Here is a 14,297-nt window from a genome sequence, read left to right as displayed (position 1 = left end):
CCATGGGCGCAGGCGCCGTCGTCAGCATCGAGCTGAGGACCGCCACAGCGCCGACCACTGGCGGCACGAGACTAGAGGAACGGCAAGCCACTATGGCGGGACAGAAGATCCGCATCCGGCTCAAGGCCTACGACCACGAGGCGATCGACGCGTCCGCGCGCAAGATCGTCGAGACCGTGACGCGCACCGGCGCTCGGGTCGTCGGGCCGGTGCCGCTGCCGACGGAGAAGAACGTCTACTGCGTCATCCGCTCTCCGCACAAGTACAAGGACTCGCGGGAGCACTTCGAGATGCGGACGCACAAGCGGCTCATCGACATCCTCGAACCGACGCCGAAGACGGTGGACGCGTTGATGCGCATCGACCTGCCGGCCAGCGTCGACGTGAACATCCAGTAAGGGTCGGCCCATCTTGAGACGGCTCGTCCGCGGGCCGGCCGTAGTGCGGAGAGAACAAGACTGATGTCTGACAGGCAGATCAAGGGGATTCTGGGCACCAAGCTCGGCATGACCCAGGTCTTCGACGAGAACAACCGGGTCGTCCCGGTGACCGTCGTGCAGGCCGGGCCGAACGTGGTCACCCAGATCCGTACCCCCGACAAGGACGGCTATTCGGCCGTGCAGCTGGCGTTCGGCGCCATCGACCCCCGCAAGGTGAACAAGCCGCGCACCGGCCACTTCACCAAGGCCGGGGTCACGCCGCGCCGCCACCTCGTGGAGCTGCGCACGAACGACGCCGGTGAGTACGAAGTCGGCCAGGAGATCACCGCTGAGGTGTTCGAGTCCGGTGCGGTCGTCGACGTCGTCGGCACCAGCAAGGGCAAGGGCTTCGCCGGCACGATCAAGCGGCACGGCTTCCACCGCCAGCCGATGAGCCACGGTGCGCAGGCCGTGCACCGCAAGCCCGGCTCGATCGGTGGCTGCGCCACCCCGGGTCGTGTCTTCAAGGGCATGCGGATGGCGGGCCGGATGGGCTCCAACCGCGTGACCACCCAGAACCTCAAGGTTCACCGGGTGGAAGGCGAGTCCGGCCTGTTGCTGATCAAGGGTGCCGTTCCCGGCCCCAAGGGCGGCCTGGTTCTGGTCAAGAGCCCCGCGAAGGGTGGTGCGTGATGAGCGCGACGCTGGACGTCCGTACCCCGGACGGCGCGACCGACGGCAGCGTGACGCTGCCCGCCGAGATCTTCGACGTGCAGGCCAACGTGGCCCTGATGCACCAGGTGGTGACGGCCCAGCTGGCCGCCGCTCGCCAGGGCACGCACTCCACGAAGACTCGCGGCCAGGTCTCCGGTGGCGGCAAGAAGCCGTACCGGCAGAAGGGCACCGGTAACGCCCGCCAGGGCTCGATCCGGGCTCCCCAGTTCACCGGTGGTGGCACGGTGCACGGCCCGCAGCCGCGGGACTACACCCAGCGCACCCCCAAGAAGATGAAGGCCGCCGCGCTGCGCGGTGCGCTGTCCGACCGCGTTCGCGCCGGCCAGCTGCACGTCGTGACGCACGTGGTCGGTGGCGAGACGCCGTCGACCAAGGCCGCCAAGGCCGCGGTCCGCACCTGGACCCAGGCGAAGCGCGTGCTGGTCGTGCTGAACAACGCGGAGGAGGCCAATTCCTGGCTGAGCCTGCGGAACCTGACGAACGTGCACCTGATCACGCCGGGTCAGCTCAACACCTACGACGTGCTGGTCAACGACGACGTGGTGTTCACCAAGGCCGCGTTCGAGCGGTTCGTCGCCGGGCCTGCGCAGGTCGCCACGGCCGCGAGCGCTGAGGAGGCACAGCAGTGATCCCCGACCCGCGAGACATCATCCTGGCGCCGGTCGTCTCCGAGAAGAGCTACGGGCTCTTGGAGGAGGGCCAGTACACCTTCCTGGTTCGCCCCGGCTCGAACAAGACCGAGATCAAGATCGCCGTTGAGAAGATCTTCGATGTCAAGGTCACCAACGTGAACACGATCAACCGCAACGGCAAGCGCAAGCGCACCCGCACCGGGTACGGCAAGCGCAAGGACACGAAGCGGGCGATCGTGACGCTGTCCCCGGAGAGCAAGCCGATCGAGATCTTCGGCGGACCGGCCGCCTGACCGGCGCTGATTAGGACGAGGTTTCTACAGAGATGGGCATTCGCAAGCACAAGCCGACGACGCCGGGCCGTCGCGGCTCCAGCGTGTCCGACTTCGCCGAGATCACCCGGTCGGAGCCGGAGAAGTCGCTGGTGCGTCCGCTGCACGGTCGCGGCGGCCGCAACGCGCACGGCAAGATCACGACGCGGCACCAGGGCGGGGGCCACAAGCGGGCCTACCGCATCATCGACTTCCGCCGCAACGACAAGGACGGTGTGCCGGCCAAGGTCGCGCACATCGAGTACGACCCGAACCGCAGCGCACGCATCGCGCTGCTGCACTACCTGGATGGCGAGAAGCGCTACATCATCGCGCCGAACGGCATCGGGCAGGGCGACCGGGTCGAGAGCGGGCCGCGGGCTGACATCAAGCCCGGGAACAACCTCCCGCTGCGCAACATCCCGACCGGTACCGTGATCCACGCGATCGAGCTCCGCCCCGGTGGCGGCGCCAAGATCGCGCGTTCCGCCGGTGCCCGGGTCCAGCTGGTGGCCAAGGACGGCCCGTACGCCCAGCTGCGGATGCCTTCGGGCGAGATCCGCAACGTGGACGCGCGCTGCCGGGCCACCGTCGGCGAGGTCGGCAACTCCGAGCACTCGAACATCAACTGGGGCAAGGCAGGCCGCATGCGGTGGAAGGGCAAGCGCCCGACCGTCCGCGGTGTCGTCATGAACCCGGTCGACCACCCGCACGGTGGTGGTGAGGGCAAGACCTCCGGTGGTCGCCACCCGGTCAACCCCAAGGGCCGCCCCGAGGGTCGCACCCGCCGCAACAAGCCCAGTGACAAGCTCATCGTCCGGCGCCGTCGCACCGGCAAGAAGCGCTGAGCAGGGAGGTAGAAGCACATGCCACGCAGCCTCAAGAAGGGCCCGTTCGTGGACGACCACCTGCTCAAGAAGGTGGACGCGCTGAACGAGTCGGGCAAGAAGACCGTGATCAAGACCTGGTCCCGCCGGTCCACGATCATCCCGGACATGCTCGGCCACACCTTCGCGGTGCACGACGGTCGCAAGCACATCCCGGTGTTCATCACCGAGTCGATGGTCGGACACAAGCTGGGCGAGTTCGCGCCGACGAGGACCTTCAAGGGCCACGTCAAGGATGACCGGAAGTCGCGCCGCCGCTGAGCGGGGGCGAACCAAGAGCAAGGGGTAGCAGGATGACAGCCCGTTCCGACGACACCGCTGCGGCTGACACCCGCGCGGTGGCGCGGGCCCGCTTCGTCCGCGTGACGCCGATGAAGGCCCGTCGCGTGGTCGAGCTCATCAAGGGCCGTAGCGCCAGCGAAGCCCTGGCAGTGCTCCAGTTCGCGCCGCAGGCCGCCAGCGGTCCGGTGTCGAAGGTGCTCGCCAGTGCCGTCGCCAACGCGGAGAACAACCAGTCGCTCGACCCCGACACCCTGTGGGTGCACCGGGCGTACGTGGACGAGGGACCGACGCTGAAGCGGTTCCAGCCCCGTGCCCAGGGCCGTGCGTACCGGATTCGCAAGCGGACCGCGCACATCACCATCGAGGTGGAGTCGCGGCCGAAGGCGGCCGGTAAGACGAAGAGCCAGAAGGGGAGTGCCCGGTAGTGGGTCAGAAGATCAACCCGCACGGCTTCCGACTCGGCATCACCACGGACTGGAAGTCCCGGTGGTACGCCGACAAGCAGTACGCGGAATACGTTGCGGAGGACGTCAAGATCCGCCGTCGGCTCTCTCGCGGTATGGAGCGCGCAGGGATCTCCAAGGTGGAGATCGAGCGCACCCGCGAGCGGGTCCGGGTGGACATTCACACCGCCCGGCCGGGCATCGTCATCGGCCGTCGCGGTGCCGAGGCGGACCGCATCCGCGGTTCGCTGGAGAAGCTGACCGGCAAGCAGGTCCAGCTCAACATCCTCGAGGTCAAGAACTCCGAGGCCGACGCGCAGCTCGTCGCGCAGGGCGTGGCCGAGCAGCTGTCCAACCGCGTGTCCTTCCGGCGCGCGATGCGCAAGGCCATCCAGTCGGCCATGCGCTCGCCGCAGGTCAAGGGCATCCGGGTGCAGTGCGGTGGCCGGCTGGGCGGGGCCGAGATGTCCCGTTCCGAGTTCTACCGCGAGGGTCGCGTCCCGCTGCACACGCTGCGCGCGGACATCGACTACGGCTTCTTCGAGGCCCGCACCACGTTCGGTCGCATCGGCGTCAAGGTGTGGATCTACAAGGGCGAGCTGGTCGGCGGCCTGAAGCAGAAGCAGGAGCAGTCCGAGGTGCGCGCGCCTCGCGGCGAGGGTGGCGGCCGCGGTGAGCGCGGCGGCCGTTCCGAGCGCGGTGGCCGCCGTCGCTCCGGCGCTTCCGGCACCACCGGTGCCGGCGGCACCGAAGCCGGCCGCGCCGCAGCCAAGGGCGGTACGGCGGAGAGCCCGGAGCAGGCGCAGACCGCGGGCGACGCGGCGACCGCCAACGCCCCGGCCGTGGCCGAGCCGCAGGCCGATCAGAAGACGGAGGGCTGAGCAGTGCTGGTCCCACGCAGGGTGAAGTGGCGCAAGAGCCACGCACCGAAGCGCAAGGGCTTCGCCAAGGGCGGCACCCGCATCAACTTCGGCGAATACGGCATCCAGGCGATCGAGCACGGCTACGTGACCAACCGGCAGATCGAGTCGGCTCGTATCGCCATCACCCGGCACGTCAAGCGTGGCGGCAAGGTCTGGATCAACATCTTCCCGGACCGCCCGCTGACGAAGAAGCCGGCCGAGACCCGGCAGGGTTCCGGTAAGGGTTCGCCCGAGTCCTGGGTCGCGAACGTCAAGCCCGGCCGTGTCATGTTCGAGCTGAACTTCCCGAACAAGAAGACGGCTGTGGAGGCGCTGACCCGTGCGGCGCACAAGCTGCCGATGAAGTGCAAGATCGTGTCCCGCGAGGGTGGTGACTTCTGATGGCGGCTGGTGTCACCGCTGGTGAGCTCCGGGAGCTGGGCGACGAGGAATTGCTGGCCCGCGTCCGGGAGTCGAAGGAAGAGCTGTTCAACCTTCGGTTCCAGATGGCGACCGGGCAGTTGGAGAACAACCGCCGGTTGCGCGTGGTCCGCAGGGACATCGCCCGGATCTACACCATCATGCGCGAGCGCGAGCTCGGCCTGACGGTGTCCCCTGACGCGACCGAGGAGGGCGCGGCATGAGCAGCCAGGCAGAAGGACAGAGCGTGGCGCGGAACTACCGCAAAACCCGCGAGGGCTACGTCGTCTCGGACAAGATGGACAAGACGATCGTGGTCTCCCTCGAGGACCGCAAGAAGCACGCTCTCTACGGCAAGGTCATGCGCCAGACCACCAAGGTCAAGGCGCACGACGAGGCCAACACGGCCGGGATCGGCGACCGCGTTCTCCTGATGGAGACCCGGCCGCTGTCCGCGACGAAGCGCTGGCGCCTCGTCGAGGTCGTGGAACGGGCCAAGTAAGGACATCGGAAGCGGGCCGGTCGCCGGTATGTCGGCGCCCGGCCCTCTTCGGGTGATGACCGCGCGCGTCAGGTCGGAAATTTGGCGCGCCAGAGTGTGTCCGCGCGCAGGGTGCGGGCACTTAGGGTCAGGAGTCAGACGTGATCCAGCAGGAGTCGCGACTTCGCGTCGCTGACAACACTGGGGCCAAGGAGATCCTCACGATCCGCGTCCTCGGTGGTTCCGGCCGGCGCTACGCGGGTATCGGTGACGTCATCGTCGCCACCGTGAAGGAAGCCATTCCGGGTGCCGGTGTGAAGAAGGGCGATGTGGTCAAGGCCGTCATCGTCCGCCAGAAGAAGGAGAAGCGCCGCGCGGATGGCTCGTACATCCGGTTCGACGAGAACGCCGCGGTGCTGATCAAGCCGGACGGTGGTCCGCGCGGGACCCGCATCTTCGGCCCCGTCGGCCGCGAGCTGCGCGACAAGAAGTACATGAAGATCATTTCGCTCGCGCCGGAGGTGCTGTGATGAAGATCAAGAAGGGCGACACGGTCGTCGTGATCTCCGGCAAGGACAAGGGTGCCCGGGGCAAGGTCATCGCGGCCTACCCGCAGCGCGAGCGCGTCCTCGTCGAGGGCGTCAACCGGATCAAGAAGCACACCAAGGTCTCCCGGACCGAACGCGGTGCGCAGTCCGGCGGCATCGTCACCCAGGAAGCGGCCATCCACGTGAGCAACGTGATGGTGGTCGACTCCGACGGCAACCCCACTCGCGTGGGCTACCGGATCGGCGAGGACGGCAAGAAGGTCCGCGTCTCTCGCCGCAACGGGAAGGACATCTGATCATGACTACCGCAGAGAAGATCGTCCCCCGGCTCAAGACCCGGTACCGCGACGAGATCCGCCCGGCCCTCCAGCAGGAGTTCGAGTACGCGAACCCCATGCTGGTGCCCGGCGTCGTCAAGGTCGTCGTCAACATGGGTGTCGGCGACGCCGCCCGGGACAGCAAGCTCATCGAAGGCGCGGTCCGCGACCTGACCATCATCACCGGTCAGCGCCCCGAGATCCGCCGGGCCCGCAAGTCCATCGCTCAGTTCAAGCTGCGCGAAGGCATGCCGATCGGTGCGCGCGTCACGCTGCGCGGCGACCGCATGTGGGAGTTCGTCGACCGCCTGGTCACCATCGCGCTGCCGCGCATCCGTGACTTCCGCGGCCTGTCGCCGAAGCAGTTCGACGGCAACGGCAACTACACCTTCGGGCTCAACGAGCAGTCGATGTTCCACGAGATCGACCCCGACTCGATCGACCGTCCTCGCGGTATGGACATCACCGTGGTGACCACGGCCACCACCAATGAGGAAGGCCGGCGGCTGCTGCGCCACCTGGGCTTCCCGTTCAAGGAGCAGTGATGTCGGGTATCGCTGGGCGTCGAAACAAGGAGAACTGAGCCGATGGCCAAGAAGGCGCTGATCAACAAGGCCGCCCGCAAGCCCAAGTTCAAGGTGCGCGGCTACACCCGCTGCCAGCGTTGCGGGCGTCCGCGGTCGGTCTTCCGCAAGTTCGGCCTGTGCCGCGTGTGCTTCCGCGAGATGGCGCACGCCGGCGAGCTGCCGGGCGTGAGCAAGTCTTCCTGGTGAGTGCCCGCCCGCTGAGCGCCACCCGGTGACGGGTACGCTCGGCGGGCACCACCAGGTCTTTTGCCCGCTTCGGCGGGCGGGCGCGCGTGCGCGCCGCTGACATGAGCCTGCCGATCGAGCAGGCATGATCCGACTTCGCCTAGGCCAGGATCCAGACCTCCCGCAGCGCGGGGCGCGTCCGGGTCCGTCGGAACCGGGTGAGAAAGGTGGACCAGGTCACCATGACGATGACCGATCCCATCGCAGACATGCTGACGCGTCTGCGGAATGGAAGCTCGGCTTATCACGACGAGGTCGTGATGCCGCATTCGAAGCTCAAGGCGAACATCGCCGAGATCCTCAAGCGCGAGGGTTACGTGACGGGTTCCCGTGCCGAGCAGGGCGAGAAGGGCCAGAACCTGGTCGTCGAGCTCAAGTACGGCCCGAACCGGGAGCGCAGCATCGCCGGCCTGCGACGGGTCTCGAAGCCCGGCCTGCGGGTCTACGCGAAGTCCACCAACCTGCCGAAGGTTCTCGGCGGACTGGGCATCGCGATCATTTCCACGTCGGGTGGTCTGGTGACCGACCGGCAGGCCATCAAGCAAGGCGTGGGCGGGGAAGTCCTCGCCTACGTTTGGTAAGGGAGGAGGAGCATGTCGCGCATCGGGAAGCTTCCGATCACCGTGCCCTCCGGCGTCGAGGTCACCATCGACGGGCAGGCGGTGACGGTCAAGGGGCCGAAGGGCACCCTGGAGCAGAACATCGCCGAGCCCATCATCGTCGAGAAGGATGACGACGGGTCGGTCCTGGTCAAGCGGCCGGACGATGAGCGGGAGAGCCGCTCGCTGCACGGTCTTTCGCGCAGCCTGGTCAACAACATGGTGCTCGGCGTCAGCCAGGGCTACCAGAAGAACCTCGAGATTCACGGCGTGGGTTACCGCGTGCTGCTCAAGGGATCGAACCTCGAGTTCTCCCTGGGCTACAGCCACCCCATCGTGATCGAGCCGCCGCAGGGCATCGAGTTCGCGGTCGACGGCGCCACCAAGCTGTCGGTCAAGGGCATCGACAAGCAGCTGGTCGGCGAGGTCGCAGCCAGGATCCGCAAGCTGCGCCGCCCCGACCCGTACAAGGGCAAGGGCGTCCGGTACGCCGGCGAGACCATCCGCCGCAAGGTCGGAAAGACGGGTAAGTGACCATGAGCGAGACAACCACTGCTACGAAGCGCAAGCCCGTGGGCAAGGACATCTCGACCGTGCGTCGGATCGCCCGCGCCAACCGCCACTTCCGGCTCCGCAAGAAGATCAGCGGCACGCCTGCGCGTCCGCGCCTGGTCGTGACCCGGTCCACGCGGCACATCGTCGCGCAGGTCATCGACGACGTCGCGGGTCACACGCTGGCGTCGGCCTCCAGCATGGAAGCCGACCTGCGCACCCTCGAGGGCGACAAGAAGGCCAAGGCGACCAAGGTCGGCGAGCTGGTTGCGGCTCGCGCCAAGGACGCCGGGGTCGAGAAGGTCGTGTTCGACCGGGGCGGCAACGCCTACCACGGCCGCGTCGCGGCGCTGGCCGATGCCGCTCGCGAGGGCGGCCTGGAGTTCTGACATGCGTACGACTGAGATGACAACGATCGAGAGGGACGCCTGATGCCTGGACGCACTCGGCGTGACGGCGGTTCGGAGTCCGGCGGCAAAGACCGCCGGGACCGCCGCGACGGTGGCCGTGGCGGGGCGGCCCAAGAGAAGAGCATGCAGTTCGAGCGCGTCGTGACGATCAACCGCGTCGCGAAGGTCGTCAAGGGCGGCCGGCGGTTCAGCTTCACCGCGCTCGTGGTCGTCGGTGACACCGACGGCATGGTCGGTGTCGGCTACGGCAAGGCCAAGGAAGTGCCCGCGGCGATCGCCAAGGGCGTGGAGGAGGCGAAGAAGAACTTCTTCCGCGTCCCCCGCCTCGGCGGCACGATCACGCACCCGGTGCAGGGTGAGGACGCCGCAGGCGTCGTCATGCTGCGCCCGGCCAGCGCCGGTACCGGTGTCATCGCCGGTGGCCCGGTGCGCGCGGTGCTGGAAGGCGCCGGCGTGCACGACGTGCTGAGCAAGTCGCTGGGCAGCGACAACCCGATCAACATCGTGCACGCCACCGTGGCGGCGCTGAAGAGCCTGCAGCGTCCGGAGGAGGTCGCGGCCCGCCGCGGTCTGCCGCTGGAGGACGTGGCTCCCGCGTTCATGCTGCGCGCCCGTGCCGGTCAGGGGGCGTGACGTGGCACAGCTGAAGATCACTCAGACGCGTGGTCTGGTGGGCACCAAGAGCAACCAGCGGGACAGCATGCGCACCCTCGGGCTGCGCAAGATCCGCCAGTCGGTTGTTCGCCCGGACGACGCGAACACGCGTGGCCTGATCAAGGCCGTGCACCACCTGGTGACGGTTGAGGAGGTCGACTGATCATGGTCATCAAGATCCATGACCTGCGGCCCGCGCCGGGTTCGAACCGGGACAAGATCCGGGTCGGCCGTGGTGAGGGTTCCAAGGGCAAGACCGCGGGCCGCGGTACCAAGGGCACCAAGGCTCGCAAGACCGTCTCCCCGCGCTTCGAGGGCGGGCAGATGCCGATCCACATGCGGCTGCCGAAGCTTCGCGGCTTCAAGAACCGCAACCGCGTGGAGTACCAGGGCGTGAACCTCGGCCGCCTGGCCGTTGCGTTCCCGAACGGCGGCACCGTCGGTCTCGACGAGCTGATCTCGGCCGGTCTCGCCAACAAGGGCGAACTGGTGAAGATCCTCGGTGGCGGCGAGCTGGAGGGCGTCAAGCTGGACGTCACCGCGCACGCCTTCACCGGCAGCGCGCAGGAGAAGATCACTGCCGCGGGCGGTTCGGCGACCAAGCTGGACAGCTGAACGACGCGGTGATCCGGTCGTGAGGGCCGGTCGACCTTCGGGTCGGCCGGCCCTTTCGCATGTGCGGGGCCGGAGCGCCGGATTCTGGTGATTTCCTGGTTCTTCGCCGTTCCACCTCGCGGGCGAGAGGCGCTGACCTGCGGTTCCGGTTCGTCGGCCGGGTGCGGGGCGCGCTGCGCCGCGGTTTCCGCGCCGCCGTGGTGAACGGATCGTGCCGCCGCGGTGAACGGCGGTGGTGCGCGGCCGGTCCGCTCCGCGTTCCCGACCGGGTGCGGCCGACGTCGGCGCCGAGCGGACGAGGGCCTTGCTGCGCTGCGGTTTCGCCGTTCGGCGCTCGCGGTTCCGGTCGCCGCGCGGGGCTCTCGGAGCAGTGGTGCTGCGCCGAACGGCCGCCGCGAAAAGTGTGAGCGCCCGCCGCCGTTCCGCCGAATGCAGCCCTCCCATTTGCTGGTGCAGACCAATCTCGCGCCGCTCTACCTTGATCGGACAAGTGCCCCGAAGCACACCTCCGATCGACGAAGACCTGAGGAGCGGACATGCGGCTTCGAACGTTGCGCGCAGGACTCCCGCTGGTGGCGATGTCGCTGCTGGCGGCCGCCATTCCCGGAGTCGCCACCGCGGCCGGGACCGCGGATGCCGCCCCCGCGCGGCACTGCGCCTTCCACGCCGACACCAGGCAGCAGCACTGCTTCGACACCCTCGCCGAAGCCACCGGCAGCGCCGGCGCTGCCGCCGCGGACACCCGGGACGGCGAGGTCGTCCAGGGCACGCTGTTCGACGAGGAGAACTACGGCGGCGACAGCTTCACCATCTACGGCTCCGGGTTGTGCGAGAAGGACGGCTGGGTCGACTACCAGATCGACCTGCCGGACGACTGGAAGGACCGGGTCACCTCGGTGCAGCCGTGGGGCGACTGCTGGATCTGGCTGTACCCCGAGCCGGGCCTCGGCGGCGACCGCGACGGGCCGTTCAAGGAGAACACCGCCTACGTCGGCGACCTGATGAACGACCGCACCCAGTCGGTCGGGCTGAGCTGAGCGATCGGGCGGCCGGATCTCCCCGCGGCGCGATCCGGCCGCCCCGCACCGAGTTCCGCCGCGGGCCCCGCTCTCAACGAGGAGAAGCCATGTCCCCACGCCGGACCAGCGCGGTGCTCGTCTCCGCGTTCTCGCTGGCCTCGCTGGCCTTCGCCCCCGCGGCCTCGGCCGCCGACGAACCGACCACCCGCGAGCTCATGGAGAAGTGCGACAACGGCACCGACAGCTGCGTGTTCCACCCGGAAGGGCAACCCGAGTACTACGTGGAGGACCGGCACACCGTCGGCGACCCGGTCTACAACTGCACCGACGGCCTGCAGCGGTTCTCGGTGGAGTGGTCGGACACCACCTCGCAGAGCAACAGCGTCGGCCTGTCCATGACCACGGAAGCCGGGTTCGGCAAGGTCTTCGCCGTCGCCTACGAGCAGAGCTACGAGCACACCTGGGAGGAGTCGCACACCGAATCCCAGACGACCCACGTGGACACCGAACCGAACCAGGTGGGTTCGGTGGAGCGCGCCGCGCAGATGCAGAAGGTGAAGGGCACCTACGAGCTGCACTTCGAGGACAAGTTCCACGACCACTACATCTGGTACGTGCCGATGGAGATCACCGGGCCGGCCCCGGACCCGACGAGCGCGGTCAGCCAGCACGTGCGGGACATGACGGAGGAGGAGATCTCCCAATGCCCGTGACGGGAACGGCGGGCCCGCCGCCCGGCCCCAGCCCCCACGCCCCGCGGACCGCGCCGAGCTCCGATCGAGAAGAGGTCTCCCGATGATCCGACGCATCGCCACCGCCGCGGCCGCGACCGCCGCCGCGGGACTGCTGATCGCCCCGCCCGCCTCCGCCGCGGAGGAACCGACCGCACGCGAACTCCTGGAGAAGTGCGACAACGGCACCGACAGCTGCGTGTTCCACCCGGAGGGCGAGCCCGAGTACTTCCAGAACACCTCGGAGCAGGTGGGCAGCCCGACGTTCAACTGCACCGAGCTGCCGCAGCGGATGGGCGTCAGCTGGTCCGACACCACCTCGGAGAGCAACAGCCTCGGGCTGTCCATGTCGACCTCGTTCGGCGAGGTGTTCAAGGTGACCTTCAAGGCCAGCTACGGCCACGAGTGGAAGGAATCCCACACCGAGAGCCAGACGACGAACATCGACGTGCAGCCGGGCGACGCCGGGCGGGTCTACTACGGACCGAAGATGCAGAAGGTGAAGGGCACCTACGAGCTGCACTTCGAGGACAAGTTCTACGACCACTACATCTGGTACGTGCCGATGGAGGTCACCGGCCCGGCCGAGGACCAGCAGAGCACGGTCGTCCAGGACACCAGCCCGATGACGGAGGAGGAACACACCGCGAATTGCGGGTGATTGTTCCGCTCGTCTTGCTCCGGGGTGGGGTGGCGGAACCTCAGCGTCCTCCTCGCTGCGGGATCTTTTTCGCAGGTGGCTCCGCCACATGCGACAAAGCTGTCCTCGCGAGGAGAACGCTGAGAACCCGCGGGTGGTCCTGTTGCTCTGGTGGTCTCCGCTCAGCGGCTTCGCCGCTGACAGGCGAATGATGCGACTCTTCGCGGCGGTTCGAATTCGGGCTGTGCGGGGGTTTTCTCCGTCGCACGGGGCGGGGCGGGCCGCTCCGGCGGTGGCGGTCACCGTGCGTCGCTCGGGTTGTTCCCAGTCGTGTTCGCCGAACGGGAACGATCCGAGGTGCGGCGGATCACCGCCGACCGGCGGGACGCGTTCGGCGACCTGCTAGAGTCGCCCAGGCAGCACCGTGCCGAGCACGGTGCTGTGGATTTTCCAGCCGTGCCGGCCCCGTGTACGAGGAATTGGGAAGCCGGCCATCGTTCGGCCGGTACTCCCGGCTTGCGCACCAGGAGGTTCGCGTGCTCGGCGCCTTCCGCTCGGCTCTGGCGACGCCGGACCTGCGCCGCAAGATCCTGTTCACTCTGGGCATGGTCGTGCTGTACCGGCTCGGCGCCACGATTCCCTCCCCGGGGGTCTCGTACCCGAACGTCCAGCAGTGCTACCAGGAGTTGCAGGGCAGTCAGAGCGTCTTCTCGCTGTTGAACCTGTTCAGCGGTGGCGCGTTGTTGCAGTTGTCGGTGTTGTCGCTGGGCATCATGCCCTACATCACCGCGAGCATCATCGTGCAGCTGCTCCAGGTGGTCATTCCACGCTTCGAGCAGCTGAAGAAGGAAGGCCAGTCCGGCCAGGCGAAGCTGACGCAGTACACCCGGTACCTGGCGATCGCGCTGGCGGTGCTGCAGGCGACCGGCATCGTCGCGCTCGCCGAGCGCGGCCAGCTGTTCCCGAACTGCACCGCGGACGTCATCCCGGACAGCTCGGTGCTGAACCTCATCACGATCGTGGTCGTGATGACGGCGGGCGCCGCACTGCTGATGTGGATGGGCGAGCTGATCACCGAGCGCGGTATCGGCAACGGCATGTCGCTGCTCATCTTCACCTCGATCGCGGCGCGGATCCCCGCCGAGGGCGGCCAGATCCTGCAGACGCACGGCGGCCTGGTGTTCGCGGTGATCCTGGTGTTCGCGGTGGCCATCATCGCGACGGTGGTCTTCATCGAGCAGGCGCAGCGCCGCATCCCGGTGCAGTACGCGAAGCGGATGATCGGGCGCCGGATGTACGGCGGCACCTCGACCTACCTGCCGCTGAAGGTGAACCAGGCCGGTGTCATCCCGGTGATCTTCGGTTCCTCGCTGCTGTACCTGCCGCAGCTGCTCGGGCAGCTCGCGGGCAACCAGGACTCCTGGTGGGCGCGGTTCATCCAGACCTACATCGTCGACCCGTCCAGCTGGGTGCACATCCTGCTGTACATGGCGATGATCATCTTCTTCGCCTACTTCTACGTCTCGATCACGTTCAACCCGGAAGAGCGGGCGGACGAGATGAAGAAGTTCGGCGGGTTCATCCCCGGCATCCGGCCCGGCAGGCCGACCGCGGAGTACCTGAGCTTCGTGCTCTCCCGGATCACGCTGCCCGGTTCGCTGTACCTGGGCATCATCGCGATCCTGCCGAACTTCTTCCTGGGCCTGACCGGCCAGGGCGGGAACCAGAACTTCCCGTTCGGCGGCACCGCTGTGTTGATCATGGTCAACGTCGGCTTGGACACGGTGAAGCAGATCGAGAGCCAACTCACGCAGCGGAACTACGAGGGTTTCCTCCGGTAAACTCGTCGGACAACGGATACCGGACACGGCGTTTCGCATCGCGGAAG

Annotated in this window: 25 protein-coding genes; all 25 read left to right on the top strand. The window is 67.9% G+C overall.

Going from position 1 to position 14,297, the window contains the following annotated elements:
* The first annotated feature begins 92 nt into the window (after positions 1–92).
* The 25 genes from rpsJ (at position 93) to secY (ending at position 14,250) form a co-directional block, all read left to right on the top strand.
* Positions 93–398, top strand: a complete 306-nt coding sequence (gene rpsJ / locus H1226_RS25870; protein WP_009948626.1) for a 30S ribosomal protein S10 — start codon at positions 93–95, stop codon at positions 396–398.
* Positions 399–461: 63 nt separating this feature from the next.
* A complete protein-coding gene (rplC, locus tag H1226_RS25865; RefSeq protein ID WP_224956667.1) occupies positions 462–1,112 on the top strand; it encodes a 50S ribosomal protein L3 in 651 nt (216 codons plus the stop codon).
* Positions 1,112–1,783, top strand: coding sequence for a 50S ribosomal protein L4 (gene rplD / locus H1226_RS25860; RefSeq protein ID WP_258343640.1), 672 nt, complete (start codon positions 1,112–1,114; stop codon positions 1,781–1,783). Before rplC ends, rplD begins: the two co-directional genes overlap by 1 nt.
* Positions 1,780–2,079 carry a 50S ribosomal protein L23 gene (gene rplW, locus H1226_RS25855; protein ID WP_224956664.1) on the top strand — a complete coding sequence of 100 codons (300 nt, stop codon included), beginning with the start codon at positions 1,780–1,782 and terminating at the stop codon, positions 2,077–2,079. The genes rplD and rplW overlap by 4 nt, the downstream gene beginning before the upstream one ends.
* Positions 2,080–2,111: 32 nt before the next feature.
* Positions 2,112–2,945 (top strand): 50S ribosomal protein L2, encoded by an 834-nt coding sequence (rplB, locus tag H1226_RS25850; protein ID WP_224956663.1) that lies wholly within the window; start codon positions 2,112–2,114, stop codon positions 2,943–2,945.
* Between the two features lie 18 nt (positions 2,946–2,963).
* A complete protein-coding gene (rpsS, locus tag H1226_RS25845; protein WP_224956662.1) occupies positions 2,964–3,245 on the top strand; it encodes a 30S ribosomal protein S19 in 282 nt (93 codons plus the stop codon).
* A gap of 32 nt (positions 3,246–3,277) precedes the next feature.
* Entirely contained in the window at positions 3,278–3,691 is a 414-nt protein-coding gene (rplV, locus tag H1226_RS25840; RefSeq protein ID WP_224956661.1) for a 50S ribosomal protein L22, read from the top strand.
* The gene (rpsC, locus tag H1226_RS25835) at positions 3,691–4,590 is read left to right on the top strand and encodes a 30S ribosomal protein S3 (protein WP_224956660.1); all 900 of its coding nucleotides are present in this window, start codon (positions 3,691–3,693) and stop codon (positions 4,588–4,590) included. Before rplV ends, rpsC begins: the two co-directional genes overlap by 1 nt.
* Positions 4,591–4,593: 3 nt before the next feature.
* A complete protein-coding gene (gene rplP, locus H1226_RS25830; protein WP_224956659.1) occupies positions 4,594–5,013 on the top strand; it encodes a 50S ribosomal protein L16 in 420 nt (139 codons plus the stop codon).
* A complete protein-coding gene (rpmC, locus tag H1226_RS25825; protein ID WP_224956657.1) occupies positions 5,013–5,255 on the top strand; it encodes a 50S ribosomal protein L29 in 243 nt (80 codons plus the stop codon). The genes rplP and rpmC overlap by 1 nt, the downstream gene beginning before the upstream one ends.
* Complete coding sequence (gene rpsQ, locus H1226_RS25820) at positions 5,252–5,533, top strand: 30S ribosomal protein S17 (RefSeq protein WP_224956655.1); 282 nt, start codon at positions 5,252–5,254, stop codon at positions 5,531–5,533. The genes rpmC and rpsQ overlap by 4 nt, the downstream gene beginning before the upstream one ends.
* 140 nt (positions 5,534–5,673) lie before the next feature.
* Entirely contained in the window at positions 5,674–6,042 is a 369-nt protein-coding gene (gene rplN, locus H1226_RS25815; RefSeq protein WP_224956653.1) for a 50S ribosomal protein L14, read from the top strand.
* Complete coding sequence (gene rplX, locus H1226_RS25810) at positions 6,042–6,356, top strand: 50S ribosomal protein L24 (protein WP_224956651.1); 315 nt, start codon at positions 6,042–6,044, stop codon at positions 6,354–6,356. The genes rplN and rplX overlap by 1 nt, the downstream gene beginning before the upstream one ends.
* A 2-nt stretch (positions 6,357–6,358) precedes the next feature.
* Positions 6,359–6,922, top strand: coding sequence for a 50S ribosomal protein L5 (gene rplE / locus H1226_RS25805; RefSeq protein ID WP_224956649.1), 564 nt, complete (start codon positions 6,359–6,361; stop codon positions 6,920–6,922).
* Positions 6,923–6,964: 42 nt separating this feature from the next.
* A complete protein-coding gene (locus H1226_RS25800) occupies positions 6,965–7,150 on the top strand; it encodes a type Z 30S ribosomal protein S14 (protein ID WP_184476381.1) in 186 nt (61 codons plus the stop codon).
* A gap of 221 nt (positions 7,151–7,371) precedes the next feature.
* The gene (gene rpsH / locus H1226_RS25795; protein ID WP_184476384.1) at positions 7,372–7,770 is read left to right on the top strand and encodes a 30S ribosomal protein S8; all 399 of its coding nucleotides are present in this window, start codon (positions 7,372–7,374) and stop codon (positions 7,768–7,770) included.
* Between the two features lie 12 nt (positions 7,771–7,782).
* Positions 7,783–8,322, top strand: a complete 540-nt coding sequence (gene rplF, locus H1226_RS25790) for a 50S ribosomal protein L6 (RefSeq protein WP_224956647.1) — start codon at positions 7,783–7,785, stop codon at positions 8,320–8,322.
* A 2-nt stretch (positions 8,323–8,324) separates the two neighbouring features.
* The gene (gene rplR / locus H1226_RS25785; RefSeq protein ID WP_255614166.1) at positions 8,325–8,729 is read left to right on the top strand and encodes a 50S ribosomal protein L18; all 405 of its coding nucleotides are present in this window, start codon (positions 8,325–8,327) and stop codon (positions 8,727–8,729) included.
* A 42-nt stretch (positions 8,730–8,771) separates the two neighbouring features.
* Entirely contained in the window at positions 8,772–9,383 is a 612-nt protein-coding gene (rpsE, locus tag H1226_RS25780) for a 30S ribosomal protein S5 (RefSeq protein WP_184476393.1), read from the top strand.
* A 1-nt stretch (position 9,384) separates the two neighbouring features.
* Positions 9,385–9,567, top strand: coding sequence for a 50S ribosomal protein L30 (gene rpmD / locus H1226_RS25775; RefSeq protein WP_224956643.1), 183 nt, complete (start codon positions 9,385–9,387; stop codon positions 9,565–9,567).
* A gap of 2 nt (positions 9,568–9,569) precedes the next feature.
* On the top strand, positions 9,570–10,019 hold the full coding sequence (gene rplO, locus H1226_RS25770; RefSeq protein WP_224956641.1) for a 50S ribosomal protein L15: 450 nt from the start codon (positions 9,570–9,572) through the stop codon (positions 10,017–10,019).
* 536 nt (positions 10,020–10,555) lie between these two features.
* A complete protein-coding gene (locus tag H1226_RS25765; protein ID WP_258343613.1) occupies positions 10,556–11,056 on the top strand; it encodes a hypothetical protein in 501 nt (166 codons plus the stop codon).
* Between the two features lie 89 nt (positions 11,057–11,145).
* Positions 11,146–11,751: a hypothetical protein gene (locus H1226_RS25760; protein ID WP_224956637.1), complete on the top strand. Its 606-nt coding sequence runs from the start codon at positions 11,146–11,148 to the stop codon at positions 11,749–11,751.
* Between the two features lie 82 nt (positions 11,752–11,833).
* Positions 11,834–12,430, top strand: coding sequence for a hypothetical protein (locus H1226_RS25755; protein WP_258343610.1), 597 nt, complete (start codon positions 11,834–11,836; stop codon positions 12,428–12,430).
* Between the two features lie 515 nt (positions 12,431–12,945).
* Entirely contained in the window at positions 12,946–14,250 is a 1,305-nt protein-coding gene (gene secY / locus H1226_RS25750; RefSeq protein WP_224956633.1) for a preprotein translocase subunit SecY, read from the top strand.
* Positions 14,251–14,297 lie beyond the last annotated feature (47 nt).

This window comes from Saccharopolyspora gregorii, assembly GCF_024734405.1.
In the GTDB taxonomy this organism is placed as follows: Bacteria; Actinomycetota; Actinomycetes; order Mycobacteriales; family Pseudonocardiaceae; genus Saccharopolyspora_C; species Saccharopolyspora_C gregorii.
Note: the sequence above shows the minus strand (reverse complement) of the source record. Positions and strands in the feature narration are given on the sequence as shown.